This is a genomic window from Massilia jejuensis, from assembly GCF_042656795.1.
Lineage (GTDB): Bacteria > Pseudomonadota > Gammaproteobacteria > Burkholderiales > Burkholderiaceae_D > Telluria > Telluria jejuensis.
This window is the reverse complement of the sequence record NZ_JBHSMS010000062.1, coordinates 49,278-74,694: the sequence shown is the minus strand read 5'-3', so window position 1 is coordinate 74,694 and position 25,417 is coordinate 49,278. Positions and strand designations below refer to the sequence as shown.

Here is a 25,417-nt window from a genome sequence, read left to right as displayed (position 1 = left end):
TCAGAAATATTGCGATAACCAATACCGCCACATCGCCCAGACCGTAAGCACCCAGACCACGACGACGAGAACGATGCCCCAGTTATTCTTGGGTTTTCGTCCTTCAGTCGCCATCCACTCCTCGGCTTTAGCTCTGGATTGGGCGAGTACGCCTGATGGTACGAGTCTGACGGCAAGCCAGATCAATACCGGCAGCAAGATCACGTCGTCCAGATAACCAAGGACCGGGATGAAATCAGGAATCAGGTCGATCGGGCTGAGCGCGTAAGCGACGACGAACACACAGAGGCCTTTCGCGAGCAGGGGCGTCGCGGGATCCTTGTACGCGAACCATAGCGTGACGCCGTCGCGCTTTATCCCGCGTGCCCAAACACGCAACTTCTCAACAATTCCCATCCGCTGGTCCGTTCTCATGATTGCAATAATTGCAGCTTGCCGAGGTAACTTGCCAACGACCCGGGCTGGCACCGGGCGCGGCGGCACGGTGGCGGCATTCCGCACGCAATCCGAACGGCGCTTTTCCCTGGCGACTCCGTTACCTGAAGAAGCTGCCGGCCAGGATCGCCGTCATGTCCGGTCAGGCGCGCCGGACCGGTCGAGCGCCCGGGCCGCGTCGGCACTGAGGCTGCTGGCCAGCAAGCGGACCGGGGCCGGCGGCGCCAGCGTGCTGCGCAGCGCAAGCAGCAGCGTGCGCTGCGCCCAGTCGTCGGTCAGGGTAATGAGCTTCAATCCCATTGAGCGCACGTGCGGTTCGGCCGCCAGGCGCGGCAATACGCCGATGCCCAGGCCGGCCATCACCATGCGGCAGACGGCGTCGAAGCTGCGCACCTGGATACTGAGCTTGAGCGGCTTTTCCAGGCGGCTGCATTCGGTACGCAGCCGTTCGCCCAGCGAGGTCGCTTCCGACAGGCTGACAAATTCGTAGTCGAGGGCATCGGCGAGCGGCACGCTGTCACAGGCGGCCAGCGGATGGTCATGGGACACGATCAACACCAGCTCGTCCTTGCGGTAATCGAACACTTCCACTTCGCCCGCCGCGGTGCGGTCCGCGAAAATGCCGATATCGGCGCGGTTTTCACGCACGGCCGCCACCACGTCACCGCTCGTGCGCTCTTCGAGGCTGATCCGGATACCGGGGTGTTCGCGCCGAAAACGGCTCAGGTCGTCCGGAAGAAACTGGGTGATCGCCGACGTATTCGCCCAGATGCGCACCTGCCCCCGGCTGCCCGCAGCGAAATCGGACAGCGCGCCCGACATCTTGTCGACGTCCTGCAAGATACCGAGCGCGTGCTGGAAACAGGCATGGCCGGCCTCCGTCATCGTGACGCCATTGGCGTGCCGGTAGAGCAACCTTGTTCCTAAATGGGTTTCCAGGTCCGAGATGCGCTTGCTCGCGGCCGCCACCGCGAGATTGGACTGCTGGGCACCGCGCGTGATGCTGCCGGTGCGCGCAATTTCTATGAACAGGTTGAGCGTGACCAGATCGAACCGCGCATAATTCACAAACTTACTCCTGGCTCGCCGATGGATCGGCAACGGTCTATTTTGGCATAAACGTGTGCGCGGGCGGCGCAGCGCCCATCCTCAAAACAGCCAGTCCTCCTCCTGCCTGCGGCGCGCCTCGTACGCCCTGATCTTGTCGGCGTGGCTGATCGTCAGCGCAATGTCGTCCAGGCCATGGAGCAGGCGGTGCTTGCGCGACGCATCGACCTCGAAGCGGATCGTGCGCTGCCCGTCCGGCCAGGTGACCGTCTGGGCCGGCAGGTCGAGCGCGAGCTGGAACCCGGGGCTTCGTTCGCAGGCCGTGAACAGGTCGTCGACGTCATGCTCGGCCAGCACGATCGGCAGCAAACCATTCTTGAAGCAGTTGTTGTAGAAAATTTCAGCGAACGAAGGCGCGATGATGGCACGAAAGCCGTAGTCGGACAGGGCCCAGGGCGCATGCTCGCGCGAGCTGCCGCAGCCGAAATTTTCGCGGGCAAGCAGGATGCTCGCGCCCTGGTAGCGCGGCTGGTTCAGCACGAAATCCGGGTTCAGCGGCCGCCCGCTGCAATCCTGGTCCGGTTCGCCGATGTCCAGGTAACGCCAGGCATCGAACAGGTTCACGCCAAACCCGGACCGCCGGATGGATTTCAGGAACTGCTTCGGCACGATGGCGTCGGTATCGACATTGCCGCGATCGAGCGGCACGACCAGCCCTGTATGTGTGGTGAACTTTTCCATTAACGCCAATCCCTGATATCGACAAAGTGTCCCATGACGGCGGCCGCCGCCGCCATTTCCGGACTGACCAAGTGGGTACGCCCGCCGGCGCCCTGCCGTCCCTCGAAGTTGCGGTTCGAGGTCGACGCGCAGCGTTGCCCGGGCCTCAGCTGGTCGGCATTCATGCCCAGGCACATCGAGCAGCCCGGCTCGCGCCATTCGAATCCCGCCTCCTTGAAGACCGCATCGAGTCCTTCGGCCTCGGCCTGCCGCTTGACCAGTCCCGAACCCGGCACCACCAGCGCCAGCTCCACGTTGTGCGCCACTTGCCGGCCGCGCACGATGGCGGCGGCCGCGCGCAAGTCCTCGATGCGCGAATTGGTGCAGGATCCGATGAAGACCACGTCGACATGGATATCGGTCATCGGCGTGCCCGGCGCCAGCCCCATGTAGGCCAGCGCATGCGCGATGCCGGCGCGCTTGACCGGGTCCGGTTCGCGTGCCGGGTCGGGCACCGTGCCGTCGACCGGCATCACCATTTCAGGCGACGTGCCCCAGGTGACCTGGGGCGTGATCCGGGAGACGTCGATCGTGACGACCTGGTCGAAGACCGCGTCGGCATCGCTCTTGAGGGTGCGCCAATACGCCACCGCCCGTTCCCACCGTTCCCCCGTGGGCGCCTGCGGCCGGCCCTGCAGGTAGTCGATCGTCTTGTCGTCCACGGCAATCATGCCGCACCGGGCGCCCGCCTCCACCGTCAGGTTGCACAAGGTCATGCGCCCTTCCATCGACAGGGCGCTCACCGCCTCTCCCGCATACTCGATCGCGTAGCCGGTCGCGCCGGCGGTACCGATCTTGCCGATCATGGCCAGCGCCATGTCCTTGGCCGTCACGCCGGCCGGCAGCACGCCCTCGAAGCGCACCAGCAGGTTCTTCGATTTCTTGCCGAGCAGGCATTGCGTCGCCAGTACATGCTCGACTTCCGAGGTGCCGATGCCGAAGGCCAGGCAGGCGAATGCGCCATGGGTACTGGTATGGCTGTCGCCGCAGACCACGCTCAGGCCCGGCAGGGTGATCCCCTGCTCCGGTCCGATGACGTGCACGATGCCCTGGCGCCGGTCGGTCATGCCGATTTCGGTAATCGCGAACTCGCCGCAATTCTTGGTCAGGGTCTCGACCTGGAGGCGCGATACCGGATCGTCGATGCCGGCACTGCGGTCGGTGGTGGGAATGTTGTGGTCGGCCACGGCCAGGTTCGACGCGATGCGCCACACCTTGCGCTGATGAATGCGCAAGCCTTCGAATGCCTGCGGGCTCATGACCTCGTTGAGCAGATGGCGGTCGACGTACAGCAGCGTGGTGCCATCGTCCTCGACATGCACCACATGTCTCGCCCACAGCTTGTCGTACAGCGTTTGTCCCATGTTCTTCCCTACCTTTTACGCGCGAACTGGTTGTTGACTACGATTGCCTGGCCAAAAAGCCGGGCCATGAAGCGGCTGCCTACTGCGTGAATTTTTCCGCCAGCCAGGCCGGCGGCGCGAAACGGCGCAGCCGCGGGCCGGCTTGCGCCAGCTGGCTCGACACCGGCCGGCCGACCACGCCGGACAGGGAACCCACGACCGCGAGCAGGGCATCGAGTGCCACGCCGGTGTCGTGGCCCATGGCGGCGAACATGTGCACCAGCTCTTCCGTGCTGACATTGCCGCTGGCGCCGGGCGCATACGGACAGCCGCCCAGGCCGCCCAGGGCGCCGTCGAAGCGGTCGATGCCGGCATCGAAGGCGGCCAGCGCATTGGCCAGGCCCATGCCGCGCGTGTTATGCAGGTGAATGGTCAAGGGCAGGCCCGGCACCGCACGCTGCAATTGTTCGCACAGGCGCGCGACCTGGGTCGGATACGCCATGCCGGTGGTGTCGCAGACGGTGATGCCGGCGGCGCCCGTATCGGCCAGCAGGCCGGCCAGCCCGATCACTTGTTCCGGGTCGACTTCGCCGTCGAAGGGACACCCGAATGCCGTGGACAGCGAGACGTTGCAGGGCAAGTTCAGGCCTGCGGCGGCGCGAATGACCTCCTGCAGGGTGGCCAGCGATTGCGCGCGCGTCATGCGCAGGTTGGCGCGGTTGTGGGTTTCGCTGGCCGACATGACCAGGTTGATCTCGTCCGGGCGCCCGTCCACGGCGCGCTCCATTCCTCTCAGGTTGGGCACCAGGGCCGTGTACTTCACGCCGGCGACACGTTTGATGCCGGCCATCACCGCCTCGGCGTCGGCCAGAACCGGAATCGCCTTGGGCGAGGTGTAGGAAGTGACTTCGATGCGGGAAAATCCGCAGGCCGACAAGGCGTCGATGAAGGCGATCTTGGCCTGCGTGGGGACGTTGACCGGCTCCATCTGCAAGCCGTCGCGCGGCGATACTTCGTTGATTTCGAGGCGGCGGGTCACGATACGACTCCTTTTTCCTTCAAGGCGGCAATCTCGGCCGTGGAAAGGCCGGCAGTGGCCAGGATCTGTTCGGTGTGCTCGCCCAGTGCTGGCGCGCGCTCGCGGATCGCGCCGGGATTGCCCGATAACTTCGGCATGATCCCCGGCACTTCGACCTCCAGCCCCTCCGCGCTGCGTACTTTTTCGATCACGCCGCGCGCCCGGTAGTGCTCGTCCTCGGCGATATCCTTGGCCGAATAAATGCGTCCCGAAGGCACGCCGGCCTGCTTCAGGTCAGCCAGCACCGCGTCGATGGGCAGCGTGCCGGTCCAGGTTTCGATCGCGGCATCGAGTTCCGCCACGCGGCCGACACGGCCGTCGTTTTTTGCCAGCCCGGGATCGTCGGCCAGGTCGGCGCGCCCGATTGCCTGCATCAGGCGCTTGAAGATCGAGTCGCCATTGCCGGCGATCAGGACGTATTCGCCATCCTGGCAGCGATACGCATTCGACGGCGCGATGCCGGGCAGCGCGCCGCCCGCCGGCTTGCGCACCGCGCCGAAGGCCGAGTATTCGGGCAACAGGCTTTCGGTGAGGTTGAACACCGACTCGTACAGGGCGACATCGATCATCTGGCCGGTGCCCCCTTTGGCGTCGCGCTGGTACAGCGCCAGCAAGATGCCGAGCGCGCCATGCAAGCCTGCCAGGGTATCGCCGAGGGATACGCCGGCGCGCACGGGCACCCGCCCCGGCTCGCCGGTGATGTAGCGCAGGCCGCCCATCGCTTCGGCGATCGCGGCGAAACCGGGTTCGTCGCGCCTCGGCCCGTCCTGGCCGTAGCCGGAAACACGCAGCATGATCAGGCGCGGATTGATCCGGTACAGGTCGTCCCAGCCCATGCCCCATTTTTCCATGGTGCCGGGCCGGAAGTTTTCGATCAGCACATCTGCCGACTCGGCCAGCATGCGCACCAGCTGCTGGCCTTCAGCGGTGCGCAAGTCGATGCAGATCGACTGCTTGTTGCGCGACTGCGCCTGCCACCAGACCGACGTGCCCTCGTGCAACATACGCCACTTACGCAAGGGGTCGCCGTCGCCGGGCGTTTCCACCTTGATCACCTCGGCACCAAAATCGGCCAGGGTCTTGGCGGCGAATGGCCCAGCGATCAATTGCCCCAACTCCAGGACGCGGATGCCGGAAAGAATCTGATTTGTCATCGTGAACTCGTACTCGAAATGAAAGCCTGGAGCGAGTGTGGCGGCAAGCCGCCGCGCGATGGAAGTTCTAAATCGGCAATCGGCCCTTCGCGAAATACGAAAGCTTCGCGAAACGCGAAGGCTACCTTGTGGATAATACGAATGCCGGACCACAAATAAACCGGTAAATTGGGGCCGAACCCGCCGTTCAGAGCGACATCAGTTGCATCTTACATCCACAGGAGACTTTTAATGTTCCGCAAACTTGCCTATTGCATGCTGCTACTCACTTCGAGCACGGCATTCGCCCAGTCGCTGCCATCGAAGCCGATCACCCTGATCGTTCCCAATCCTCCCGGTGGCGTGGTCGACACCGCTGCCCGCGTGGTAGGCCAGCCGCTCGGTCAATTGCTCAAGCATACCGTCGTCATCGACAACCGCCCTGGCGGCAGCGGCAATATCGCCTACCAGGCGGTGGCCCGTTCCGCACCGGACGGCGCGACCCTGCTGGTGTCGTATTCGGCCTATCACACTGCCAACCCCTCGCTCATGGCCAAGCTGCCCTGGGCTCCGAAGGATTTCACGCCGGTCGCGCTGCTGGTCGCCGCCACGAATGTGGTGGCCGTGCACCCTTCCCTGCCCGTCAATACGCTGCCTGAACTGATCGCCTACCTGAAAAAGAATCCTGGCAAGGTCAGCTATGCTTCCCAGGGCAACGGCTCGCTGTCGCATATCGGGACCGAGCTGTTCAAGCAGCAGACCGGCACCGACATGCTGCACATCCCCTACAAAGGTTCGGGCCAGGCGATTGCGGACGTGGTATCGGGCCGCGTGCAAGTCTTCATCACCACGCCGCCATCGGTGATGCAGCACGTCCAGTCCGGCAAGCTGAAGGCGCTGGCCATTGCCGGCAAGACCCGTCATCCGATGCTGCCGGCAGTGCCGACCACGGCCGAAGCAGGCTTGCCCGACTTTACGCTGGAAGCCTGGGTCGGCCTGTTCGCACCGGCCGGCACGCCGCCAGCCCTGGTGAACCAGATCAGCAACGGCGTCAAGCAAGCGCTCGACACGCCGGAAGCCAAGAAGCAGGCTGCGGCCCAGGGCGTCGAACTGCGCTACCTGAATCCGGCCGCCCTCGACACCCTCGTCAACAACGAGCTCGGCTACTGGCGCAACGTCATCAGCAAGGCCAGCATCACGCTTGACTGAGCGTCGACCGCGCCGGCGCGCGTTGCCGGCGCGCCTTCTTCATGGCGCGTTCCAGGCCTCGCGCGGATCGGCCCGCCCACCCGCGGCGGCCGGCGCGGCCTGCGCCGGCTGCACCCTCACCCACAATACCGCCAGCGCAGCGCACAGCATCAGCGCGCCCGCCAGGCGGATCACGTTTTCCGGATTGCCGCCCAGGCCGGCCTCGTAGTACAGGGGCAGCGTGAAGATCTGGATAATCATCGGAATCACGATGAACATGTTGAAGATCCCCATGTAGACCCCGGTGCGCTCGGGCGGAATGCAGCCGGCCAGCATCACATAGGGATTGCCCATGATGCTGGCCCAGGCCAGGCCGATGCCGACCATCGGCAGGAACAGCAGCGCCGGCTCGCGGATCAGCGGGATCGACAGCATGCTGGCCCCGGCCACGGCCAGGCAGGCGCTGTGCATGCGCTTGGCGCCGAAGCGGCGCGTGAACGGCACCAGCGCGAAGGCGGCGACGAAGGCGACGAAGTTGTAGAACGCGCCGATCTGGCCATTGAGCAGGACCGCGTCGCGAAAGCCGGCGCTGGCCGGATCGGTGCTGCCGTACAGCGTTTTGGCCAGCGACAGCATGATGTATTGCCAGTAGCAGAACATGGCATACCACTGGAACAGCTTGACCAGGGCCAGGCGGCGCATCGTGTCCGGCATCTCGCGCAGGGCCAGCGCAATATCGGCCAGCACGGCGCGCACGCCGATCGGATGCGCGCGCAACCGCTCCAGTTCCGCAGGCTCGAACGGCAGCTCGGGGCTGGTCTTGAGCGACCACAGGATGCTGCCGATCGACATCACCGCGCCGATCATGAAGGCGGCCACCACCACCTGGGGGATGTGGCTGCCGTTGGTGGCGTCCTTGTCCATGCCGAAGAACACCAGCAGCGACGGCGTCAGGTAGGCCAGCGTCTGTCCCAGCCCGGTAAAGGCGCTCTGGGTCAGGAAGCCCAGCGAATGCTGGGGCGGCGCCAGCTTGTCGCTGACGAAGGCCCGGTAGGGTTCCATCGTGACATTGTTGGCCGCGTCGAGGATCCACAGCAGGCTGGCCGCCATCCACAGCGTGGGGCTGAACGGCATGGCAAGCAGGCCCAGGCTGCACAGGATGGCGCCGATCAGGAAATACGGCGTGCGCCGGCCCCAGCGCGTGACGGTGCGGTCGCTCATGGCGCCGATGATCGGCTGCACCACCAGGCCGGTCACCGGACCGGCCAGCCACAGCAGGGGCAAGGTCGCCTCGTCCGCCCCCAGGTATTTGTAGATCGGGCTCATGTTGCTTTGCTGGAGCCCGAAGCTGAACTGGATGCCGAAGAAGCCGACATTCATGTTGACGATTTGCCAGAACGACAGGCGGGGTTGACGTGCCATGGCGGTTTCTTTCAAGTGGGGCCGGCGCGCCACTGCGCGCGCCAGGGGGCGTAAAAGGACGGATCGGGCGGAACGGCGCCGTGCACGCCGCAGATGGCGCTGGCGAAGGCCGCGGCGCGCGCCAGCGTTGCCGCGCGCGGCCAGCCGCGCACGACGCCCAGCACGAACACGGCGGAAAACGCGTCGCCGGCCCCGACCGTGTCGGCCAGGCAGGCCGGCGCGCCGGCCCGCGCCTGCAGGCGCGCGCCATCGGCGCCGAACCAGAGCGCGCCGCGCGCGCCGAGCGTGACGACCAGCTCGCGCAGACCGAACCGCGCCATCAGGGCCGCGCAGGCCGCCGCGGCGGCGTCGCCGCAGGCATCTTCTCCCGGGGGGCGCGGCTGGCCGGCGGCATCGTGCAGCCAGGCCAGCTCTTCCTCGTTGAGCTTGGCGATATCGGCCTCGTGCAGCGCCGCCAGCACGCAAGCGTCGCCGACCTGGCTGGCACGCAGGTTCAGGTCGAGGAAGCGCGGCGCCGCGCTTGCCGCCAGCAGGGCCGCCAGCGCCGCGCGCGAGTCGGGCGCGCGCCGCGCCAGGGTGCCGGCGTACAGCAGCGCCGGCGTTTCGCCCGCGAGCGCGTGCAGCAGCGGCGCCGATTCGATATGGTCCCAGGCCTGGTCGGGCAGGATCACGAAGCGGTGCCCGGCCCCGTCCCGCTCGACCAGCACCCGGCCGGTAGGCCGCGCGGGGTCGACCTGCACGCCCTGGCTGCGCATGCCGAAGCGGGCCAGCTGCTCGCGCACCAGCACGCCGCCCGCATCGCTGCCGATCCGGGTCAGCATCAGGGGGGCGGCGCCGAAGGCCGCCAGGTGGCGCGCCACGTTGAACGGGGCGCCGCCGACGACCTGGCTGGTGCCGAAATCGTCGACCAGCGCCTCGCCGAAGACGGCGACCGGCTCGTTGGCGCCCGTCATGGCGCCGCTCCCGGCGCGGCCGGCGCGCGCTGCAGCCAGCGCATGCCCCAGGGCTCGAGTTCGACCTCGGCCGGCCAGCCGTGCACGCCGGCCGGCCGCGCCACGACCGGGCGCGCCGAAAAGTTGAACAGGGCGAGGAAGGCGTCGCCGCGCGCCAGTCCCAGCACGGCCGGGTCGCCGGCGTCGACCAGCGCGCGCGCCTGGCCGGCCGCCAGCGACGGGCAGGCGCGGCGCTCCTCGACCAGCGCGCGCAGCGCCCGGAACACGCGCCCGGTCCAGGCCTCGGCATCGTCGCGCAGCGCCAGCCTGCCGGCGTCGAGCAGCGGGCGCTGGACCCAGCGCGTGTCGTGCGCGCGTGCCGGATCGTCGCGGTAGGCATGGTCGTTGCCCATGCCCAGTTCGTCGCCCATGTAGACCAGCGGCATGCCGCCGAATGCGCATGCCAGGCCGTAGACGAGCAGCAGGCGGCGCAGCGCCAGTTCGCGCGCGAGCGGTCCGGCCGCCGTCTCGAAGCCGGCCAGGGCGGCGGCCATGCCGTTGGTGGCGGGCACCTGCACGTGCGCGCCCGACTGGAAGCCCACCCCGGCCGCGAAACTGCCGTCGGCGCCGTGGAAGAAGCGCGCCACCTGCGCCAGGCGCTCGCTGGAGCCGGCTTCATCGGCGAGGATCTTCCAGCCGATATCGTCGTGGCAGCGCACATAGGTCAGCCATGAGGCCGCGTCCGGCAGGGCCGGCGTGCGCGCGATGACCCGGCGCGGCAGGTCCGCATCCTGTTCGGCCAGCGCCGCCCAGCCCGCGGCCATCAGGGTGCTGTGGTAGGCCAGGTGGCATTCGGGCGCCTCCGGCGTGCCCAGGTAGGCCGGCAGCTCGCGGGTCGGCACGATGGCCTCGGCCTTGAGCAGCACGCCGGGCGCGACGATCGCCACGATCGCGCGCAGCGCCTGCAGCAGCGCGTGCACCTCGGGCTGGTTCATGCTGCCGGTGCCTTCGCGCTTCCACAGGAAGGCCGTCGAATCGAGGCGGAAGGCTTCGACGCCGCGGTTGGCCAGGCGCAGCAGCGCGCCCACGATCTCGGCCAGCACGTCGGGATTGGCGTAGTTCAAGTCCCACTGGTAAGGATAGAAGGTGGTCCAGACCCAGCCGCCAAGCGCCGGCACGAAGGTGAAATTGCCGGGCGCCGCATCCGGGAACACCTGCGCCAGCGTGCGCTCGTGGCGATCGGGCAGCGTGCGGTCCGGGAAGACGTGGAAGAAATCGCGCTTTCCAAGGTCGCCCGCGGCCGCCGCCCGCGCCCAGGGATGGTCGTCGGCGACGTGATTGAGCACGAAGTCGGCGCACAGGCTGATGCCGGCCCGGCGCAGGCGCAGGCACAGATGTTCGAGGTCGTCCATGGTGCCAAGGGCGGGTTCGATCTCGTCGAAGCTCGCCACCGCGAAACCGCCGTCGTTCTCACCGGCGCGCGCACGCAGGAAAGGCAGCAGGTGCAGGTAAGTCACGCCGAGCGTCTGCAAGTGCCCGATGCGCTCTTCGACCCCGCGCAGGTTTCCGCCGAAATGGTCTGTATAGGCGCTATAGCCGAGCATGTGCTGGCGCGTGAACCAGGCGGGGTCGGCGGCGCGGGCCGCGTCGAGCGCCACCAGCTCCCGCGGACGCGCCGCGTGCAGCGCGCCCAGTGCGCCCAGCAGTGTGTCGTACCACTGGCCGAAGCCGGGCATGGCGCCGTACACGGCGGCCAGGCGCCGGTACAGCAAGGGGCCGTGCTCCGCATAGCGGCGCAGGACCTCGTCGCGGCGTTCGGGGGGAAGCGCCGCCAGCAGCGGCGCGGGGGAAGGCAGTTCGTTCATGGTATGCGGCAGTCAGGAAGACGCCGGCGCCCGCGAAGGGCGCCGGGCAGGACGGGTCAGAATGCGTACTTGACGCTGGCCTTGACGGAGCGCCCGCTGATGGCGCGTGCCGCATGACCGTCTCCTTCGACTTCAGTGTAGCCGAGTTCGTTGGTCAGGTTGTTCGCCGCCAGCGACAGCGTGATGCGGTCGTTGTAGGCATAGTTGACGAAGGCGCCGACGGTGCGGTAAGCCGGCATCAGGATCGTGTGCTGGTCGTCGGCCCACGACTTGCCGGTGCCGACCAGGCTGGCGCCGAACAGCACCGGACCGAGGGTGTAGCTCGATGCCAGCTGGTAGACGGCGCGCGCCTGGCGCCGCGGCGTGTTGCCGATCACCGCCTCGCCGCCCGGCGCGGTGGCCACGATCTCGGCATCGGTGAGGGTCAGGCCGCCGTTGGCCTGGAAGGCGCCGCTGCGCCAGGCCGCTTCCAGTTCCACGCCCTTGGCCTCGTAGCTGTTGGCGGTGCTGGTGCGGGTCGTCACTTCGTAGTTGGTCTCGCGCGTCTTGGCATGGAACGCGGTCACGAAGGCGCTCAGGGCGCCGCTGCGCCACTTGACACCGCCCTCGGCCTGGCGCACGGTATTGATGCTGACCGGGGTGCTGCCGTCGAGCGGCGCGCCGAACAGGATGCGGTCGGCATTGAACGATACGCCTTCGCTGACGCGGGCAAACACGCCCAGCCCCTTCGAGAAGCGGTAGTTGGCGCCGGCCGAATACGAATTGTGGCTCAACCGGTAGTCGACCTGCTGGACCGTGGCCGGCTCGTAGCGCAGCGCCGCGGTGGCGATATTCGCACTGCCCTGTGCGCGCTGGCGGTCGTGGCGCGCGCTGGCGTCGACATTGAGCGGACCGCGCTCGAAACCGACGTTCACATACGGCGACAGGTACTTGTAGCGCATGTCGACGGCGCGCGAGCAGCAGCCGCCGAAGGCCGGGCCGACCAGCCCCGGGGTGGCGCTCGCGGTGCGCAGCAGGGCCGGCTTGTCGCCGCTGGCCTGCATCAGGTATTCGTTGAAATTCCAGGTCAGCCCAAGGTCCTGCACCGCCGCGTAGAGCCCGCCGGTCAGGTTCAGGCGGGCGCCATCGGCCAGCTGCACGGTCTTGGTGAACTTGGTGTCGCTCATGGTCGAGCCGACGTCGTCGATCGAGGTATTGAATACCACGGCGGCGAAGGCGCGTCCGGCGTAAGGCTGCCCGGCGTTCGGGCCGGTGGCGAAGGTATAGTTGCCCACCGCACCATTGTTGGCGGCGAATATTCCGATGAAGCGGCCGTCGTTGCGCGCCGTGCGCAGGCGCTCGGTCACGGTCCAGCCGTCGCCGGCGGCGAATTGCGCTTCCAGGCCGAAGGCATCGCTGCGCACGCGCATGCCGTCATTGACGTCGTGGCCGGCGAAACGATTGCCCTTGTCGAGCGCCACATCCGGCACCCAGTAGGGCGAATAGAAGCTGGCGGTGCGCGGATCGATGCCCTCGATCTCGGAGATGCGGTTGCCCGTCACGCGCACCGGCACCGGCAGCGCGGTCGGGCTGCGGTCGTCCAGGTGCTTGTAGGAGACGCGCACGTAGCCGCCGTCGAAGTCGTGGGTCAGGTTGGCGCGCAGCTGTCCGCCCTGCTCGACGGTCACGCCGGTGGGACGCACCCCTTCTCCGCCGCGGTAATGGCCGGCGACGAAAAAGCGTGTCTTCGGCCCCAGCGCGCCGCCGTAGTCGGCATCGATGCGCGAGGAATCGTAATCCAGGCCCTGGGTCAGGCTGATGCTGCCTCCCTGCTGTTCGCCGGTCTTGCCGATGAAGTTGATGATGCCGCCGGGCGCGTTGGTGGCCAGCGTCGAGGCCGAGCCCCCGCGCACCACTTCCAGGTGCGACAGGCCGCCGTCGATGCGCACGTAGGCGTCGGGCGTGACGAAGTTGAAATCGCCCGATTGCAGCAGCGGCAGCCCGTCTTCCTGGATCTGGACATAGCGCGAACCACCGGCCGAGATCGGCACGCCGCGCACGGTCATGTTGGCGTTGCTCTCGCCGCCGGACGACTCCGAGCGCACGCCCGGCACCGAGCGCAGCACGTCGGCCGCGCTGGTCGGCGCCGCCTGGGCAATGGCTTCGGCGCCGAGGGTGCTGATCGAGACGCTCGACTTCATCTTCGAGGTGCCGCCGGTCGTGCCGGTGACGACGACGCGCTCCATCTGCAAGCCGTCCTGTTTCGCGGCCTCGGGCGCCGTCTCCTGGGCGCTGGCGCCGCTCATCTGCAACAGGGCGAGCGATACTGCCGCCCCCATTCGGGTGCAAGGGTGTCTCATGGTCTCCTCCGTTTATGGTTCGCCCCGTGCCATCGGGTGCGGTCTTCCCCTGCCTGGCGCATGGGTTCGTCAACGGATTATCACCATAATTCGGTACCATTGCAATCGATTGCAAAGAAATATTCGAATCGTGGCTTTTTGCAATTCCGCTTCGAATCGATAATCGAAAGATGGGGGCGAGTGAGCGCTACTGTTCGATTGCAAACGATTTCACCCGAAGCCGATAGGACGTCTTCCGACGCCGCTCGCCGCCGCCGGTCAGGTGGCCGTTTCGCCGGCGCTGGCGCGTATCACCAGTTCGGTCGGCAACTCGGCCGACAGCGCGGCCCCGCCCTCGACCTGTGCCAGCAGGGCGTCGACCAGTGCGCGCCCGGCGGCGCCGATCGGCTGGCGCACCGTGGTCAGGCGCGGGTGGAACCAGGAAGCCTGGTCGATGTCGTCGTAGCCGACCACGGCGACCTCGTCCGGGACATGGCGCCCGAGGCTGCGCAGGCTGTCGATCGCGGTCATCGCGATCAGGTCGCTGCAGGCGAACACGGCGTCGTAGTCGACGCCGCGCGCGGCAAGCGCCGCGACCGCCTCGTGCCCCCCTTCCGGCAGGAAGGAGCACGACACCTGCAGGCGCGGGTCGACCGCGATGCCATGGCGCGCGAGCGCCTCGCAGTAGCCGCGGTAGCGCTGCGCCGGCTCGGGCAGGGCGCTGTCGCCGAAGAACGCGATTCGCCTGCGCCCTTGCGCGATCAGGTGTTCGGTGGCGAGCCGGCCGCCGTTGACGTTGTCGCTGCCGACGCAGCAGTACAGTTGCTGCGGCAGTTGCGCGCCCCATACCACCAGCGGCACCTTGCGCGCGGCCAGCGCATTCAGTTCCTGGTGGCGTCCCCATTGTCCGACCATGATGATGCCGATCACGCGCCCCGAATCGTAGGACGCGGCCGCCAGGCCGATCTCGTCGGTGCCGATGCGCGAGAACAGCATGTCGAAGCCGCGCTCGGTCAAGGCATCGGCCAGGCTGCCCAGCATGGCCAGCAGGAACGGGTCGGTCAGGCTCTGGTGCGTGCGCGGATCGAAGGGAATCAGCACGCCGACGGTGCGGTTCTGTTTCAGGCGCAGGTTCTGGGCGCCGATGTTGATCGAATACTTGAGCGAGGCGGCCAGTTCGAGAATGCGCGTACGCGTTTCCTGGTTCACCAGCGGGCTGTTGTTCAGGGCGCGCGAGACGGTGGCCGTCGAGACGCCGGCCAGCCTGGCGATGTCCGCCATCTGCAGGCGCTGTCGCGCAGCCTCGTTCGAACCGGTGTGCCCTGCTTTGCTCATACTTCCTTCATAGTGGGTCGCTCATCGGGGCCGCCTGGCCGCCGGCAAAGACGGTCAGGCAGGACCGTCGCAGTGCATGTGACGGGAATCGCAAGGAATGTCCAGCGTAAAGGTGGTGCCCGCCTCTTCCGAACTGTCCAGCACGACCGTCCCGCCATGCCGTGCCGCGACATCCTGGACGAAGGCCAGGCCGATCCCCCAACCGGGCTTTTCGGTGGCATCGCCCCTGGTCAGGTATTCAAACAGTTGCTGGCGTTTTTCTTCGCGAATCGGATTGCCGGTGTTGTGCACCGAGACGATGGCGCGCCCATGAAGCGAAGAAACGTGCACCAGGATTTCCTTCTTGTCGCCGTACTTGATGGCATTGCCGACCAGGTTTTCCAGCGCCCGCTGGATCAGCATCCGATCCCACCATACCAGCGTTTCATGCCCCGACACACGGCACACGGCTGCCTGCACCGCATTCTGATGCTCGCAGATTTCCCGGGCCAGCGGCAGGATATCCCAGTGCGAGACAGCGATACGATCGACCCGCACGGGCGCCTTTTGCACAAGATTCAACTGCTGCTTGAACATCGTTTCCAGGCGCATGCCGTTGTCGTGGATCTTGGCGGCGAGGTGGCGGACCGAATCGTCGGTCGAGCGCGCCAGCAAGTTCGCTGCTCCGATGATCACCGACAGCGGGGAGCGCATGTCATGGGTCAGGGCGCCGGCGACCCGCGCCCGGAAGTCTTTTTGAATTTCGGTAAATTCATTGACCGCCTCGCGGATGGCCTGGTCGAAGGAGTCGGTAATGACCTGCATCTCGCGTTCATCGAAGGCGATCCCGTTCTTGCGGCATACCTGCAACAAGACCTTGCGCAGGATATGGTATTCCTCCACCACCTCGACCGCGGTGTATTCGGTCGTGCGGGCGCGCTCGCTGCCGTGGCCTGCCGCCGCCGAACTTCCGCTGGCAGCATTTTCTCGGGGGAAATCAGGCGTCAGGGCTTCCACCAGATTTCCGTAAAACAAGGGCAGCGTATCCACCAGGACCGGATGCGTCACGCCTTCGGTGCCGCTGATGCGGGCCCGCACTTCCTGCTCCCACAGTGCGAACACCTGCTCGCGCAAGGAGGCGATATGGGCAGACTTCGGGGAAAGATCATCGCGCGTTGACGTGAGATCAGTCGAAAACATTGAACATCTCCAAAACGATGGGGACTGCGGCCAGGTGCCCGGGCCTGTGCCTGACGGCGAGCCAGCCAGGCATAGGCAAAACCGCCACTGTATCATCGCGCGCGCGCCCTCGCAGGGCGTCCCCTGAATTCGCCCTGCCTTGCATCATTGGCAAGCCGGCGCGCCGGCCGTCACGCCATCAGCGCCCCCGGCTGGCCGACGCCTAATTGGCCGATGGTCCCGGTCAATTCATCGGCCTGCACCGGCTTGACCAGGTGCGCCGCAAAGCCCGCCTCGCGCGACCTGCGCCGGTCCTCTTCCTGCCCGTAGCCGCTGACGGCGACCAGCACCGCGCCGGCGCCGTGCGGCAGCGCCCGCAAGGCGCCGGCCAGCGCGTGCCCGCTCATGTCGGGCAAACCGATATCGAGCAGGATCACGTCGAAAGGCGTATGCGCCGCCTGGTGCAATGCCGCCTGCGCCGAATGTTCGACCGTCACGCTGTGCCCGGCCGTTTCCAGCACCAGCGCCAGGGTACGCGCGGCGTCGACGTTGTCGTCCACCACCAGGATGCGCCGCGCCTGGACCGGCCCCGCCGCGGTCGCCGCGGGCACGGCCACCCCCGCCGCGGTGTGCAGCAGCGGCAGGCGAATGGTGAAGGTGCTGCCCTGGCCCGGACCGCCGCTGTGCGCCTCGACCGTGCCGTCGTGCAGCTCGACGACCTTCTTGACCAGCGCCAGGCCGAGGCCGAGCCCCCCTTGCGCGCGGTCCGGGGTGCGCTGGGCCTGCGTAAACAGGTCGAACACGACCGGCAGCAGGTCGGGCGCGATGCCGATGCCGTTGTCGCGCACCCGCAGGACCGCACGATCGCCATCCTGCGCGAGCGTGACGTGCAACTTGCCGCCCTCGGGCGTGTATTTCGCCGCGTTGTTGAGCACGTTGGCCGCTACCTGGATCAGGCGCGTGCGCCCGCCCGAGACAGACAGCGGGTGCGGCGCCAGATCCAGCGTCAGGCTGTGGCCCCTGGCTTTGATCACGGGCACGATCTGCTCCACCGCTTCGCGCACCACGGCGCCCAGTTCCACGGCTGTCTTGTCGATCGTGACCAGGCCGCGGGTCACGCGCGAGACGTCCAGCAAGTCGTCGACCAGGTGCGTCATGTGCCGCACCTGGCGGCCGATCACCTCGCTCGCCTCCCTGACCCGCGGTTCATGCGCGAACAGCATGCGCAGCAGCTGGGCGGCGCTGCTGATCGGCGCCAGGGGATTGCGCAGCTCGTGTGCAAGCATTGCCAGGAACTCGTCCTTGCGGCGGTGCTCCTGCTGCAGGTGGGCCTGCTGCAGCTGCAGGCGGTCGAGCATCAGGTTGATCGATCTGGCCAGCGTGACCGTCTCGCTGCTGCCGGCCAGTTCGGCGCGGTGCGCGCCGATGCCCTCTTCGCCCAGTTTGGCGGCGAATTGCTCGAGCTTGCGCAGGTCCTGGGTCAGTCCATGCGAGAAACGCGATCCGAGCAGGAACACCAGCACGGCGAGCAGGGCCGCGATGCCGCCGATCAGGCTGTATTGGGACCAGGGCCGTTTCAGCGCCTGGCCGGATGCGGAGGCGTTGACGTGCAGGCGCAGGCCGAGATGATCGAATTGATGCGGCACCTTCACCGGCAGGTCGAGGCGAGACCCGCCCGCGGCCGCCGGCGCCTGTCGCTTCCAGGTCAATGTCGATGCGGGATCGGGCCGCAGGTCGTGCAGCCTGAGCTTGTAGACCAGCGCCCCTTCGGGCGTGTTGGTGCGCGAATAGCGCAGCAAGGTCGCGCCGACCAGCTCCGCGCCGCCGGGGCGCTCGAAGATGGCCGCGCTCTTGTCGCCTTGTTCGATGCGCGCGCGCAGCCAGGCCAGCTGCTCGGAATCGAAGCGTTCCAGGCCATTGCCCGCAATCGGCTTGCCTTCGAAATCGGTGAACAAGACCTGGACCGGGATCCCGTTGATCTGGCGCAGGCCGTTCAGGAAAGGTGCTAGATAAGTTTCGCGTCCGGCGCTGTCGACCAGCGCGGTGGCCAGGATCGGACTGTCGGCCACTTCGTCCATGCGCGCGGCCAGGGTGTGCAGCGTATTGCCGACGGTGCGCGCATGGAAGGCGGCCTCACCCTGCTGGAGCAAGGCGACGGCCGCGATGTGCTGGCGCTTGACCAGCCAGAACGACACTGCCGCCACCAGCAACACGGCGACGGCGGCCAGGATGGCCGCCGTAATGGCGAAACGCCGCGTCAGGCTCCCGGTCCGGAGCGGCAGCCAGGGCGTCATCAATCGCCAGTCGGTGCCAGCACGCCGTCCGCGCGGTAGCGGGCGATCAGCAGTTCGCGCGCGCCCAGCGCTTCATGGCGGCCCGGGGTGAACGGCGGCGCATAATGCTTGATCAGTCCACGGTGCTCGCGCACTTTCTCGAGCGCGTCACGCACGGCCTTCCTGTCTGCACTGCCGGCCAGGTCGATTGCCTTGGCCAGGATGTGCATCAGGTCGTACGCGTGCGCCACGCCCACCGGACCATGGATGTCCTCGATCTTGCGGATCGGCGACACGGCAGCCGCACTGGCCATGAAGCGGGCGAGCTGCTGCTTGTCGGCCGTGAAGAACGAAAAGGTCTGGATCACGGAAAAGTCGACCTGGTGCAGGGCAGGTCCGGCCTGCCTGGTGAACTCGCCGCCGGTGACACCCCAGTGGCTCAGGATCGGCATGCGTTCAGCGGCCGGCAAGGCCGCCACTTCGCGCACCAGCACCGCCGCTTCGTCGTCGTTGGCGACCAGGACGATGGCCTGGGCGCCGGCGTCGCGCAAGGCCTTGTAGCGGGCCACGAGCGTCTGGTCGCGCCAGTTGTACCAGGCGGTCTGAACGATCCGGATGCCCTTGCCGGAAGCGACGAATTTTTCCGCGGCCGCCAGGTTGCTGCGCCCCCAGGACGTATTCGTCAGCAACAGGCCGACCTGGCGCAGGCCCCGTTTCTTCGCCGTTTCCAGCAACTTGGGCATGGCCAGGCTGTCGCGTAGCGACGGGCGGTAGACGTAATTGGGCTGCATGCCGTTATCGACGATCATGTCGGCCGAGGACCATGGCGCCATGAACAAGGTTTTCGTCGCCTTCAGGGTCGGCAGTTCCTCGATGATCACCGGACTGAAGCGGCCGCCGAACACGGCAACCAGCTCGGGCATGCGCGCGAACTCTTCGATATTGCGGATACCGCGCGCCGGGATGGACCGGTGATCCTTGGTCACCAACTCGATCGGGCGGCCGCCCAGCACGCCGCCGGCACGGTTGATTTCGCCGATGGCGCTGCGCAGGCCCAATTCCACGGCCTGGGCCGACGTGCTGTTATCGAGCCCGAATTCGGCGTCGAGCCCCACAAGAACCGGCACCGGCGCAGCCGCGGCCGCCGTGGCGCCGATCGACAACGCGAGGAGGACGGCAGTGGCGACCTTGCCGGCAAAGGAAGCGCACAGGCGCAAAGCGGACGGATTCGGCATGACTGTCATGGAAGAGTGCAATCAACTATTGTAATGCGTGCATTAAATGACCGTGCCACGCGACGCTTCATTGGCCGAGACGCTCCATGAATCTTCCCAGCCGGCGAATCGCCTCCTCCAGGTGCGCGGCGCTGGCGGCATACGAGAGGCGCACGTAGCGGTCCGCGCCCACGTGCCCGAAATCCTTGCCCGGCGTGAGCGCCACGTGCGCTTCCTCCAGCACCCGCTCGCAGAATTCCCAGGCCGTCAGACCGGTTCCGCTCACGTCGAAATACACGTAGAAGGCGCCGTCCGGCGGCACCGGCACCGGCAGGCCGATCCCCGCCAGCCCTTTCAATACCAGTGCGCGGCGGCGCCCGAACTCGACCCGCCGCGCTTCGCACAACGCCAGCGAGGGCGGCGTGAAACAGGCCAGCGCCGCCTGCTGCGACAGGTGCGAGGCGCAAATATAGTAATTCTGGGCCAGGCGCTCGATGGTCGGCACCATCGCTTCCGGCACCACCGCCCAGCCCAGGCGCCAGCCGGTCATGCCGAAATACTTCGAGAAGCTGTTGATGACGATGGCGCCGTCGTCGAACGCCAGTACCGTCTGCGGCGGCCGGCCCGCGGCATCGCGGTCGCCCAGGTTCAGGTAGATCTCGTCGACGATGCGCCAGGCGCCGCGCGCGCGCGCCCACTCGCAGATGGCGCGCAATTCGTCGGGCGGCACCGAGGTACCGGTGGGATTGGAGGGCGTGGCGATCATCAGCCCTGTGGTCTGCGCCGTCCAGTTGGCGCGCACGCTGTCGGCACTGAGCTGGAAACGGCTGCCGGCATCGGTACCGACGAGTTTTACCTGGGCGCCGAAGCTGCTCAGAAACTGGCGGTTGCAGGGGTAGGACGGGTCGCCGACGATGACTTCGTCGCCGGCATCGACCAGCGCGGCGGTGACCAGCAGCAGCGCCGCCGAGGCGCCGGCGGTGACGACGATCCGACGCGGGTCGATCGCGAGGCCGTGTTCCAGCCGGTAGAAGCCGGCGATCGCCTCGCGCAGGGCGGCGATGCCCAGCGCCGCGGTATAGGGCAGCGTGCCGCTGTCGACGGCCGCGCGCGCCGCTTCCAGCACGGCGGGAGGCGGGCCGAAGTCGGGCTCGCCGAGGCTGAGCTTGATGACTTCGTGTCCCTCCGACTCCAGCACGGCGGCGCGTTTGCCGAACTCCATGGCGAAGAAGGGATCGATCGACTGGGCGCGTTGCGAGATTTTCATGGTCGTTGTTCGATGGTGGCAATCCCGGCATTGTCTCCGCTTTTTCCCGCCGGCGCCCGAGCCACTACCGCGGCTGGGACAAGCTCCTTGCACGGTCGCGCCACATTCCTGTGGCGAACGGCGCAGCCAACGCAAGGTCTCTTCGCCAAAACGGCGGAAACCCCCTAAAATAGGTTGATCTACGGAACCATTCATTTTTTGGAAGCCTGCATTGGAAACTCTTCTCTTCGCCGCACCGGGCTTGTTCGGTCCCACCCTGGTCGCTGGACTGCTGGGCCTGCTGATCGGCAGTTTCCTGAACGTGGTCATCCACCGCATCCCGAAGATGATGCAGCGCGAATCGGACAATTACGTGGCCCACGAGGGCGGCAAGGAATTGCCGCACACCGACCGCTACAACCTGATGGTGCCGCGTTCGGCCTGTCCGCATTGCGGGCACCCGATCACGGCCATGGAAAACATCCCCGTGATCAGCTGGCTGGCGCTGCGCGGCAAGTGCCGCAAATGCAAGGCGCCGATCTCGGCGCGCTATCCGGCGGTCGAGCTGCTGACCGGCCTGCTCTCGGCCCTGCTGGTCTGGACCTTCGGCAGCGGCGTGGCCGGCATGGCGACCTTGCTGTTCGCCTGGCTCCTGATCGCGATGACCTTCATCGACGTCGACACCCAGCTGCTGCCCGACGATTTGACCTTCCCGCTGCTGTGGGCGGGCCTGTTGATCAACCTGGACGGCACCTTCGTGCCGCTGCGGGACGCGGTGATCGGCGCGGCGGCCGGCTACCTGGTGCTGTGGGCCGTGTATTGGCTCTTCAAGCTCGTCACCGGCAAGGAGGGCATGGGCTATGGCGATTTCAAGCTGCTCGCGGCCCTCGGCGCTTGGCTCGGCTGGGCGATGCTGCCGACGATCATCCTGCTGTCCTCGGTCGTGGGCGCCATCGTCGGCATCAGCCTGATCGTATTCGCGCGGCGCGGGCGCGACAAGCCGATCCCGTTCGGTCCCTACCTCGCCGCAGCCGGCATGATCGCCCTGCTGTATGGCGAGCAAATCGGCGGCATCTTCCAGGGCGTGATTGCTTGAAAACCATGGAACCGGGCCAGACACGCGCATTTTCCGTCGGCCTGACCGGCGGCATCGGCTGCGGCAAGACGACGGTGGCCGACATGTTCGGCGCGCTCGGCGCCTCGCTGGTCGACACCGACGCCATCGCCCACGCCCTGACGGCGCCGCACGGCGCCGCGATGCCGGCCCTGCTGGCCGCATTCGGTCCCGATTTCGCCACGCCCGAAGGAGCCCTGGACCGTGCGAAGATGCGCGAGCTGGTGTTTGCCGACCCCGGCGCGCGCGCGCGCCTGGAAGCGATCCTGCATCCGCTCATCCGCGAGGCGACCGCCGCCGCGGCCGCGGTCGCCACCGGACCCTATGTGATATTCGTGGTGCCGCTCCTGATCGAGTCGGGCACCTGGCGCGAGCGCGTGACGCGGGTGCTGGCGGTCGACTGTCCCGAGGCGGTCCAGGTCGCGCGCGTCATGGCCCGCAATCACCTGACGCAGGCGCAGGTACGCGCCATCATGGCGGCCCAGGTCACGCGCGCGCAGCGCCTGGCGGCCGCCGACGACGTCGTCGTCAACGACGACGGCATCGCCGCCCTGCGGCCCCAGGTCGAGCGCCTGCATGCCTTTTACCTGGCCGAGGCCGCGCGTCTGGCCAGTTCATCCATGCAGGGTTTGTAATTTTGCTCCGCATGGTTCAGAATCATGGAGTTGCTCGCCAGCCCACATTCAGGGGAATGTCACTTTGATCGTCTACGAATATCCTTTCAACGAGCGCATTCGTACCTTGTTGCGGCTGGAGGACCTGTACGAGAAGTTCAAGTTCTTCGTACGCCAGGAGCATCCGATGCAGCACCATGTCGCGCTCTCGACGATCTTCGACATGCTGGAAGTGGCTGGCCGCGCCGACCTGAAATCGGACCTGCTGCAGGAACTCGAACGCCAGAAGCAAAGCCTGCTGGCCTATCGCAGCAATCCCAACGTCGCGCCCGAAGCGCTGGACGCCATCCTTGCCGAGCTCGACCAGGTGAGCGGCGCCCTGGTGGCCAGCCAGGGCAAGACCGGCCAGAACGTGCGCGACAACGAGTGGCTGATGAGCATCCGCGGCCGCACCATCATCCCCGGCGGCGCCTGCGAATTCGATTTACCCTCGTACTACGCCTGGCAGAAACGACCGGCCGAACAGCGCCATGCCGACATCATGGGCTGGTTCGGCCCCTTGATGCCGCTGTGCGACGCGCTCGCCCTCGTGCTGCGCCTGCTGCGCGATTCCGGCCGGCCGACCAGGATGGTCGCCGCCGCCGGCAGCTACCAGCAGATGCTGCAAGGCAAGGTCTACCACATGCTGCGCCTCGGCCTGGACGAGTCGCTCGGCGCCATTCCCGAGATCTCGGCCAACAAGTACATGCTCTGGGTGCGCTTCACCACCCAGGGCGGCGACTTGAAGCCGAAGTCGCTGGAAGAAGACGTGCCGTTCGAGCTGACCCTCTGTAATTTTTAAGTTCCAAGAACCGCCATGACCGTCGTTGCCTGCCCTACCTGCGCCAAGCCAGTCGAATGGAAGCCGGAAAACACATTCCGCCCGTTCTGCTCGGAGCGCTGCAAACAGATCGACCTGGGTGCCTGGGCCGAAGAGAAGTACACCATTCCGGGTGCCGCGCCCGACGCACTGCAGGACAATCCGCTCGACGAAGACAAGCACTGACCCGGCCCGCCGGGCGGGGCGGCCCCGCCGCGCCGGGGAAACCTCAGGCGCTGACGCTGATCCCGCCCGGCACCAGCACCGGCTTGTTGCGCCGGCCGTACCGGTCCATGAACAAGCCTTCCAGCCCGATCTCCGGCTGGCGTCCCGACACCATATCGGCCAGCACGCGGCCCGAGCCGCAGGCCATGGTCCAGCCGAGCGTGCCGTGCCCGGTGTTCAGAAACAGGTTGCGGTACGGGGTCGGCCCGACCACCGGCGTGCCGTCCGGCGTCATCGGACGCAGGCCGCACCAGAACTCGGCCCTCGACACGTCGCCGCCCTGCGGGAACAGGTCGGTCACCGAGTGCTCCAGCGTGTCGCGGCGTGCCTGGTGCAGGCGCAGGTCGTAGCCGGCCAGTTCGGCGGTGCCGCCGACGCGGATGCGCTCGCCCAGGCGCGTGATCGCCACCTTGTAGGTCTCGTCCATGATGGTCGATTCCGGCGCGCCGGCGGCGTCGGTGATCGGCACCGTGATCGAATAGCCCTTGACCGGATAGACCGGGATATGGATGCCGATCTGTTTCAGCACGATGGGCGAATAGCTGCCCAGCGCCAGCACGAAGGCATCGGCCTTCAGTTCGCCCTGCGAGGTGACCACGCCGGTGACCTTGTCGCCTTCGCTCGACAAACGCCTGATCTCGACCCCGTGGCGGAATTTGACCCCCAGCTCCTGGGCCATGGCGGCCAGCTTCTGGGTGAACTTGAAGCAGTCGCCGGTCTCGTCGTTCGGCAGCAGCAGGCCGCCGACGAATTTGCCGCGTACCTTGGCCAGCGCCGGTTCATAGGCTTCGCAGCCGGCCGGATCGAGCACTTCATACGGCACGCCGTATTGCTGGAGCACGGCGATGTCGGTGGCGGCGCCGTCGAGCTGCTTGCGGGTGCGGAACAGCTGCAGGGTGCCCTGGCTGCGCTCGTCGTAGCCGATCCCGGTATCGCGGCGCAGCTGCACCAGCACGTCGCGGCTGTACTCGGCCATGCGCACCATGCGTCCCTTGTTGACGGCGTAGCTCTTGTGATTGCAGTTGGCCAGCATCGACAGCATCCAGCGCCACTGGTTCGGGTCGAGCGTCGGACGCACGACCAGCGGGCTGTGCCGCATCATCAGCCACCTGACAGCCTTGGCCGGCACGCCGGGACCGGCCCATGGGGACGCATAGCCGGGCGAGATTTCGCCGGCGTTGCCGTAACTCGTTTCCATGCCGGCGGCCGGCTGGCGGTCGATGACCGTGACGTCGTGCCCGGACTGGGCCAGGTAATACGCCGTGGTGGTGCCGATGACACCACTACCCAAGACGATGATTTTCACAAGGATCCTTCAACAGATTGGTTGACTGCTTTCTTGCTCCGCATGGCGCAGCTGATCGAGCCACGCCAGCAGAGGGACGGTTGCGGGCAGCAGCGGGGTAAGGCCGACTGTCCCTTGCCACGCAAAGGCCTGGCCTTCCAGGCTTTGCGGTTCGCCGCGCCAGTGGCGGCTGATATAAAAATGGAGCCGCACGTGGGCGTGCTCGTAGACGTGTTCGACGCAGCACCAGGGTGCGCCGCCGACGACCTCGATGCCGAGTTCCTCGACGAATTCGCGCTGCAGGGCGGCAAAAATGTCCTCGCCCGCCTCGACTTTACCGCCCGGGAATTCCCAGTAGCCGGCATAGGGTTTGCCCGCCGGGCGCTGGCCGAGCAGCACGTCGCCGTTCGGGCGCATCAAGATGCCGACCGCCACATCGATCGGCCGGGCTGGTATTTCCTGCATGGCGGGTCCGTCCGGAAAATCCGATATTGTACGCCAGGCTGATGCGTAAAGCACCGCCGCAGGGGCCGGCCTTGCGGCCATGCGCCCC

At 67.0% G+C, this 25,417-nt stretch carries 22 protein-coding genes; 5 read left to right on the top strand and 17 right to left on the bottom strand.

The window, feature by feature from the left end:
- The 6 genes from ACFPOU_RS19075 to ACFPOU_RS19050 all read right to left on the bottom strand — a co-directional run bounded on the left by ACFPOU_RS19075 (nt 1) and on the right by ACFPOU_RS19050 (nt 5,837).
- Nucleotides 1-396, bottom strand: a complete 396-nt coding sequence (locus ACFPOU_RS19075) for a YkvA family protein (protein ID WP_379724922.1) — start codon at nt 394-396, stop codon at nt 1-3.
- A 171-nt stretch (nt 397-567) separates the two neighbouring features.
- Nucleotides 568-1,503 (bottom strand): LysR substrate-binding domain-containing protein, encoded by a 936-nt coding sequence (locus ACFPOU_RS19070; protein WP_379724919.1) that lies wholly within the window; start codon nt 1,501-1,503, stop codon nt 568-570.
- Nucleotides 1,504-1,584: 81 nt separating this feature from the next.
- Complete coding sequence (gene leuD / locus ACFPOU_RS19065; protein WP_379724916.1) at nt 1,585-2,223, bottom strand: 3-isopropylmalate dehydratase small subunit; 639 nt, start codon at nt 2,221-2,223, stop codon at nt 1,585-1,587.
- Nucleotides 2,223-3,626 carry a 3-isopropylmalate dehydratase large subunit gene (gene leuC, locus ACFPOU_RS19060; protein ID WP_379724913.1) on the bottom strand — a complete coding sequence of 468 codons (1,404 nt, stop codon included), beginning with the start codon at nt 3,624-3,626 and terminating at the stop codon, nt 2,223-2,225. The genes leuD and leuC overlap by 1 nt, the downstream gene beginning before the upstream one ends.
- 79 nt (nt 3,627-3,705) lie before the next feature.
- Nucleotides 3,706-4,644: a hydroxymethylglutaryl-CoA lyase gene (locus tag ACFPOU_RS19055; RefSeq protein ID WP_379724910.1), complete on the bottom strand. Its 939-nt coding sequence runs from the start codon at nt 4,642-4,644 to the stop codon at nt 3,706-3,708.
- The gene (locus tag ACFPOU_RS19050; RefSeq protein ID WP_379724907.1) at nt 4,641-5,837 is read right to left on the bottom strand and encodes a CaiB/BaiF CoA transferase family protein; all 1,197 of its coding nucleotides are present in this window, start codon (nt 5,835-5,837) and stop codon (nt 4,641-4,643) included. The genes ACFPOU_RS19055 and ACFPOU_RS19050 overlap by 4 nt, the downstream gene beginning before the upstream one ends.
- A gap of 231 nt (nt 5,838-6,068) precedes the next feature.
- Here ACFPOU_RS19050 and ACFPOU_RS19045 point away from each other — a divergent pair, with 231 nt between their 5' ends.
- The gene (locus ACFPOU_RS19045; protein WP_379724904.1) at nt 6,069-7,025 is read left to right on the top strand and encodes a Bug family tripartite tricarboxylate transporter substrate binding protein; all 957 of its coding nucleotides are present in this window, start codon (nt 6,069-6,071) and stop codon (nt 7,023-7,025) included.
- A 39-nt stretch (nt 7,026-7,064) separates the two neighbouring features.
- Here ACFPOU_RS19045 and ACFPOU_RS19040 read toward each other — a convergent pair whose 3' ends face one another.
- The 9 genes from ACFPOU_RS19040 to ACFPOU_RS19000 all read right to left on the bottom strand — a co-directional run bounded on the left by ACFPOU_RS19040 (nt 7,065) and on the right by ACFPOU_RS19000 (nt 20,788).
- Nucleotides 7,065-8,426: an MFS transporter gene (locus tag ACFPOU_RS19040; protein WP_379724901.1), complete on the bottom strand. Its 1,362-nt coding sequence runs from the start codon at nt 8,424-8,426 to the stop codon at nt 7,065-7,067.
- Nucleotides 8,427-8,437: 11 nt separating this feature from the next.
- Entirely contained in the window at nt 8,438-9,379 is a 942-nt protein-coding gene (locus ACFPOU_RS19035) for a PfkB family carbohydrate kinase (RefSeq protein WP_379724898.1), read from the bottom strand.
- On the bottom strand, nt 9,376-11,223 hold the full coding sequence (locus ACFPOU_RS19030; RefSeq protein WP_379724895.1) for an alpha-amylase family glycosyl hydrolase: 1,848 nt from the start codon (nt 11,221-11,223) through the stop codon (nt 9,376-9,378). Before ACFPOU_RS19030 ends, ACFPOU_RS19035 begins: the two co-directional genes overlap by 4 nt.
- A gap of 56 nt (nt 11,224-11,279) precedes the next feature.
- Complete coding sequence (locus ACFPOU_RS19025; RefSeq protein WP_379724892.1) at nt 11,280-13,562, bottom strand: TonB-dependent receptor domain-containing protein; 2,283 nt, start codon at nt 13,560-13,562, stop codon at nt 11,280-11,282.
- 258 nt (nt 13,563-13,820) lie between these two features.
- Complete coding sequence (locus tag ACFPOU_RS19020) at nt 13,821-14,876, bottom strand: LacI family DNA-binding transcriptional regulator (protein WP_379724889.1); 1,056 nt, start codon at nt 14,874-14,876, stop codon at nt 13,821-13,823.
- A gap of 54 nt (nt 14,877-14,930) precedes the next feature.
- The gene (locus tag ACFPOU_RS19015) at nt 14,931-16,055 is read right to left on the bottom strand and encodes a sensor histidine kinase (RefSeq protein WP_379724887.1); all 1,125 of its coding nucleotides are present in this window, start codon (nt 16,053-16,055) and stop codon (nt 14,931-14,933) included.
- Between the two features lie 170 nt (nt 16,056-16,225).
- The gene (locus ACFPOU_RS19010) at nt 16,226-18,328 is read right to left on the bottom strand and encodes a hybrid sensor histidine kinase/response regulator (protein WP_379724884.1); all 2,103 of its coding nucleotides are present in this window, start codon (nt 18,326-18,328) and stop codon (nt 16,226-16,228) included.
- On the bottom strand, nt 18,328-19,542 hold the full coding sequence (locus ACFPOU_RS19005; protein ID WP_379724881.1) for an ABC transporter substrate-binding protein: 1,215 nt from the start codon (nt 19,540-19,542) through the stop codon (nt 18,328-18,330). The genes ACFPOU_RS19010 and ACFPOU_RS19005 overlap by 1 nt, the downstream gene beginning before the upstream one ends.
- Nucleotides 19,543-19,609: 67 nt before the next feature.
- A complete protein-coding gene (locus tag ACFPOU_RS19000; protein ID WP_379724878.1) occupies nt 19,610-20,788 on the bottom strand; it encodes a pyridoxal phosphate-dependent aminotransferase in 1,179 nt (392 codons plus the stop codon).
- A 211-nt stretch (nt 20,789-20,999) separates the two neighbouring features.
- Here ACFPOU_RS19000 and ACFPOU_RS18995 point away from each other — a divergent pair, with 211 nt between their 5' ends.
- The 4 genes from ACFPOU_RS18995 to yacG all read left to right on the top strand — a co-directional run bounded on the left by ACFPOU_RS18995 (nt 21,000) and on the right by yacG (nt 23,540).
- Nucleotides 21,000-21,863, top strand: a complete 864-nt coding sequence (locus ACFPOU_RS18995; RefSeq protein WP_379724875.1) for a prepilin peptidase — start codon at nt 21,000-21,002, stop codon at nt 21,861-21,863.
- A gap of 5 nt (nt 21,864-21,868) precedes the next feature.
- Nucleotides 21,869-22,516, top strand: coding sequence for a dephospho-CoA kinase (gene coaE / locus ACFPOU_RS18990; protein WP_379724952.1), 648 nt, complete (start codon nt 21,869-21,871; stop codon nt 22,514-22,516).
- A 64-nt stretch (nt 22,517-22,580) separates the two neighbouring features.
- Nucleotides 22,581-23,336 carry a cell division protein ZapD gene (gene zapD, locus ACFPOU_RS18985; RefSeq protein ID WP_379724872.1) on the top strand — a complete coding sequence of 252 codons (756 nt, stop codon included), beginning with the start codon at nt 22,581-22,583 and terminating at the stop codon, nt 23,334-23,336.
- Nucleotides 23,337-23,351: 15 nt separating this feature from the next.
- The gene (yacG, locus tag ACFPOU_RS18980) at nt 23,352-23,540 is read left to right on the top strand and encodes a DNA gyrase inhibitor YacG (protein WP_379724869.1); all 189 of its coding nucleotides are present in this window, start codon (nt 23,352-23,354) and stop codon (nt 23,538-23,540) included.
- Nucleotides 23,541-23,583: 43 nt separating this feature from the next.
- On the opposite strand, the gene ACFPOU_RS18975 is transcribed toward yacG, so the two are convergent.
- Together ACFPOU_RS18975 and ACFPOU_RS18970 are read right to left on the bottom strand one after the other, a co-directional pair.
- Complete coding sequence (locus ACFPOU_RS18975; RefSeq protein ID WP_379724866.1) at nt 23,584-24,885, bottom strand: D-amino acid dehydrogenase; 1,302 nt, start codon at nt 24,883-24,885, stop codon at nt 23,584-23,586.
- A 9-nt stretch (nt 24,886-24,894) separates the two neighbouring features.
- A complete protein-coding gene (locus ACFPOU_RS18970) occupies nt 24,895-25,329 on the bottom strand; it encodes an NUDIX domain-containing protein (RefSeq protein WP_379724864.1) in 435 nt (144 codons plus the stop codon).
- Nucleotides 25,330-25,417: the final 88 nt, after the last annotated feature.

What these genes read in the sequence shown, in the direction of transcription:
- ACFPOU_RS19075 (WP_379724922.1), bottom strand. Translation starts at nt 396, where the DNA reads ATGGGAATTGTTGAGAAGTTGCGTGTTTGGGCACGCGGGATAAAGCGC.
- leuD (WP_379724916.1), bottom strand. Translation starts at nt 2,223, where the DNA reads ATGGAAAAGTTCACCACACATACAGGGCTGGTCGTGCCGCTCGATCGC.
- leuC (WP_379724913.1), bottom strand. Translation starts at nt 3,626, where the DNA reads ATGGGACAAACGCTGTACGACAAGCTGTGGGCGAGACATGTGGTGCAT.
- ACFPOU_RS19050 (WP_379724907.1), bottom strand. Translation starts at nt 5,837, where the DNA reads ATGACAAATCAGATTCTTTCCGGCATCCGCGTCCTGGAGTTGGGGCAA.
- ACFPOU_RS19045 (WP_379724904.1), top strand. Translation starts at nt 6,069, where the DNA reads ATGTTCCGCAAACTTGCCTATTGCATGCTGCTACTCACTTCGAGCACG.
- ACFPOU_RS19040 (WP_379724901.1), bottom strand. Translation starts at nt 8,426, where the DNA reads ATGGCACGTCAACCCCGCCTGTCGTTCTGGCAAATCGTCAACATGAAT.
- ACFPOU_RS19035 (WP_379724898.1), bottom strand. Translation starts at nt 9,379, where the DNA reads ATGACGGGCGCCAACGAGCCGGTCGCCGTCTTCGGCGAGGCGCTGGTC.
- ACFPOU_RS19030 (WP_379724895.1), bottom strand. Translation starts at nt 11,223, where the DNA reads ATGAACGAACTGCCTTCCCCCGCGCCGCTGCTGGCGGCGCTTCCCCCC.
- ACFPOU_RS19025 (WP_379724892.1), bottom strand. Translation starts at nt 13,562, where the DNA reads ATGAGACACCCTTGCACCCGAATGGGGGCGGCAGTATCGCTCGCCCTG.
- ACFPOU_RS19020 (WP_379724889.1), bottom strand. Translation starts at nt 14,876, where the DNA reads ATGAGCAAAGCAGGGCACACCGGTTCGAACGAGGCTGCGCGACAGCGC.
- ACFPOU_RS19015 (WP_379724887.1), bottom strand. Translation starts at nt 16,055, where the DNA reads ATGTTTTCGACTGATCTCACGTCAACGCGCGATGATCTTTCCCCGAAG.
- ACFPOU_RS19010 (WP_379724884.1), bottom strand. Translation starts at nt 18,328, where the DNA reads ATGACGCCCTGGCTGCCGCTCCGGACCGGGAGCCTGACGCGGCGTTTC.
- ACFPOU_RS19005 (WP_379724881.1), bottom strand. Translation starts at nt 19,542, where the DNA reads ATGCCGAATCCGTCCGCTTTGCGCCTGTGCGCTTCCTTTGCCGGCAAG.
- ACFPOU_RS19000 (WP_379724878.1), bottom strand. Translation starts at nt 20,788, where the DNA reads ATGAAAATCTCGCAACGCGCCCAGTCGATCGATCCCTTCTTCGCCATG.
- coaE (WP_379724952.1), top strand. Translation starts at nt 21,869, where the DNA reads ATGGAACCGGGCCAGACACGCGCATTTTCCGTCGGCCTGACCGGCGGC.
- yacG (WP_379724869.1), top strand. Translation starts at nt 23,352, where the DNA reads ATGACCGTCGTTGCCTGCCCTACCTGCGCCAAGCCAGTCGAATGGAAG.
- ACFPOU_RS18970 (WP_379724864.1), bottom strand. Translation starts at nt 25,329, where the DNA reads ATGCAGGAAATACCAGCCCGGCCGATCGATGTGGCGGTCGGCATCTTG.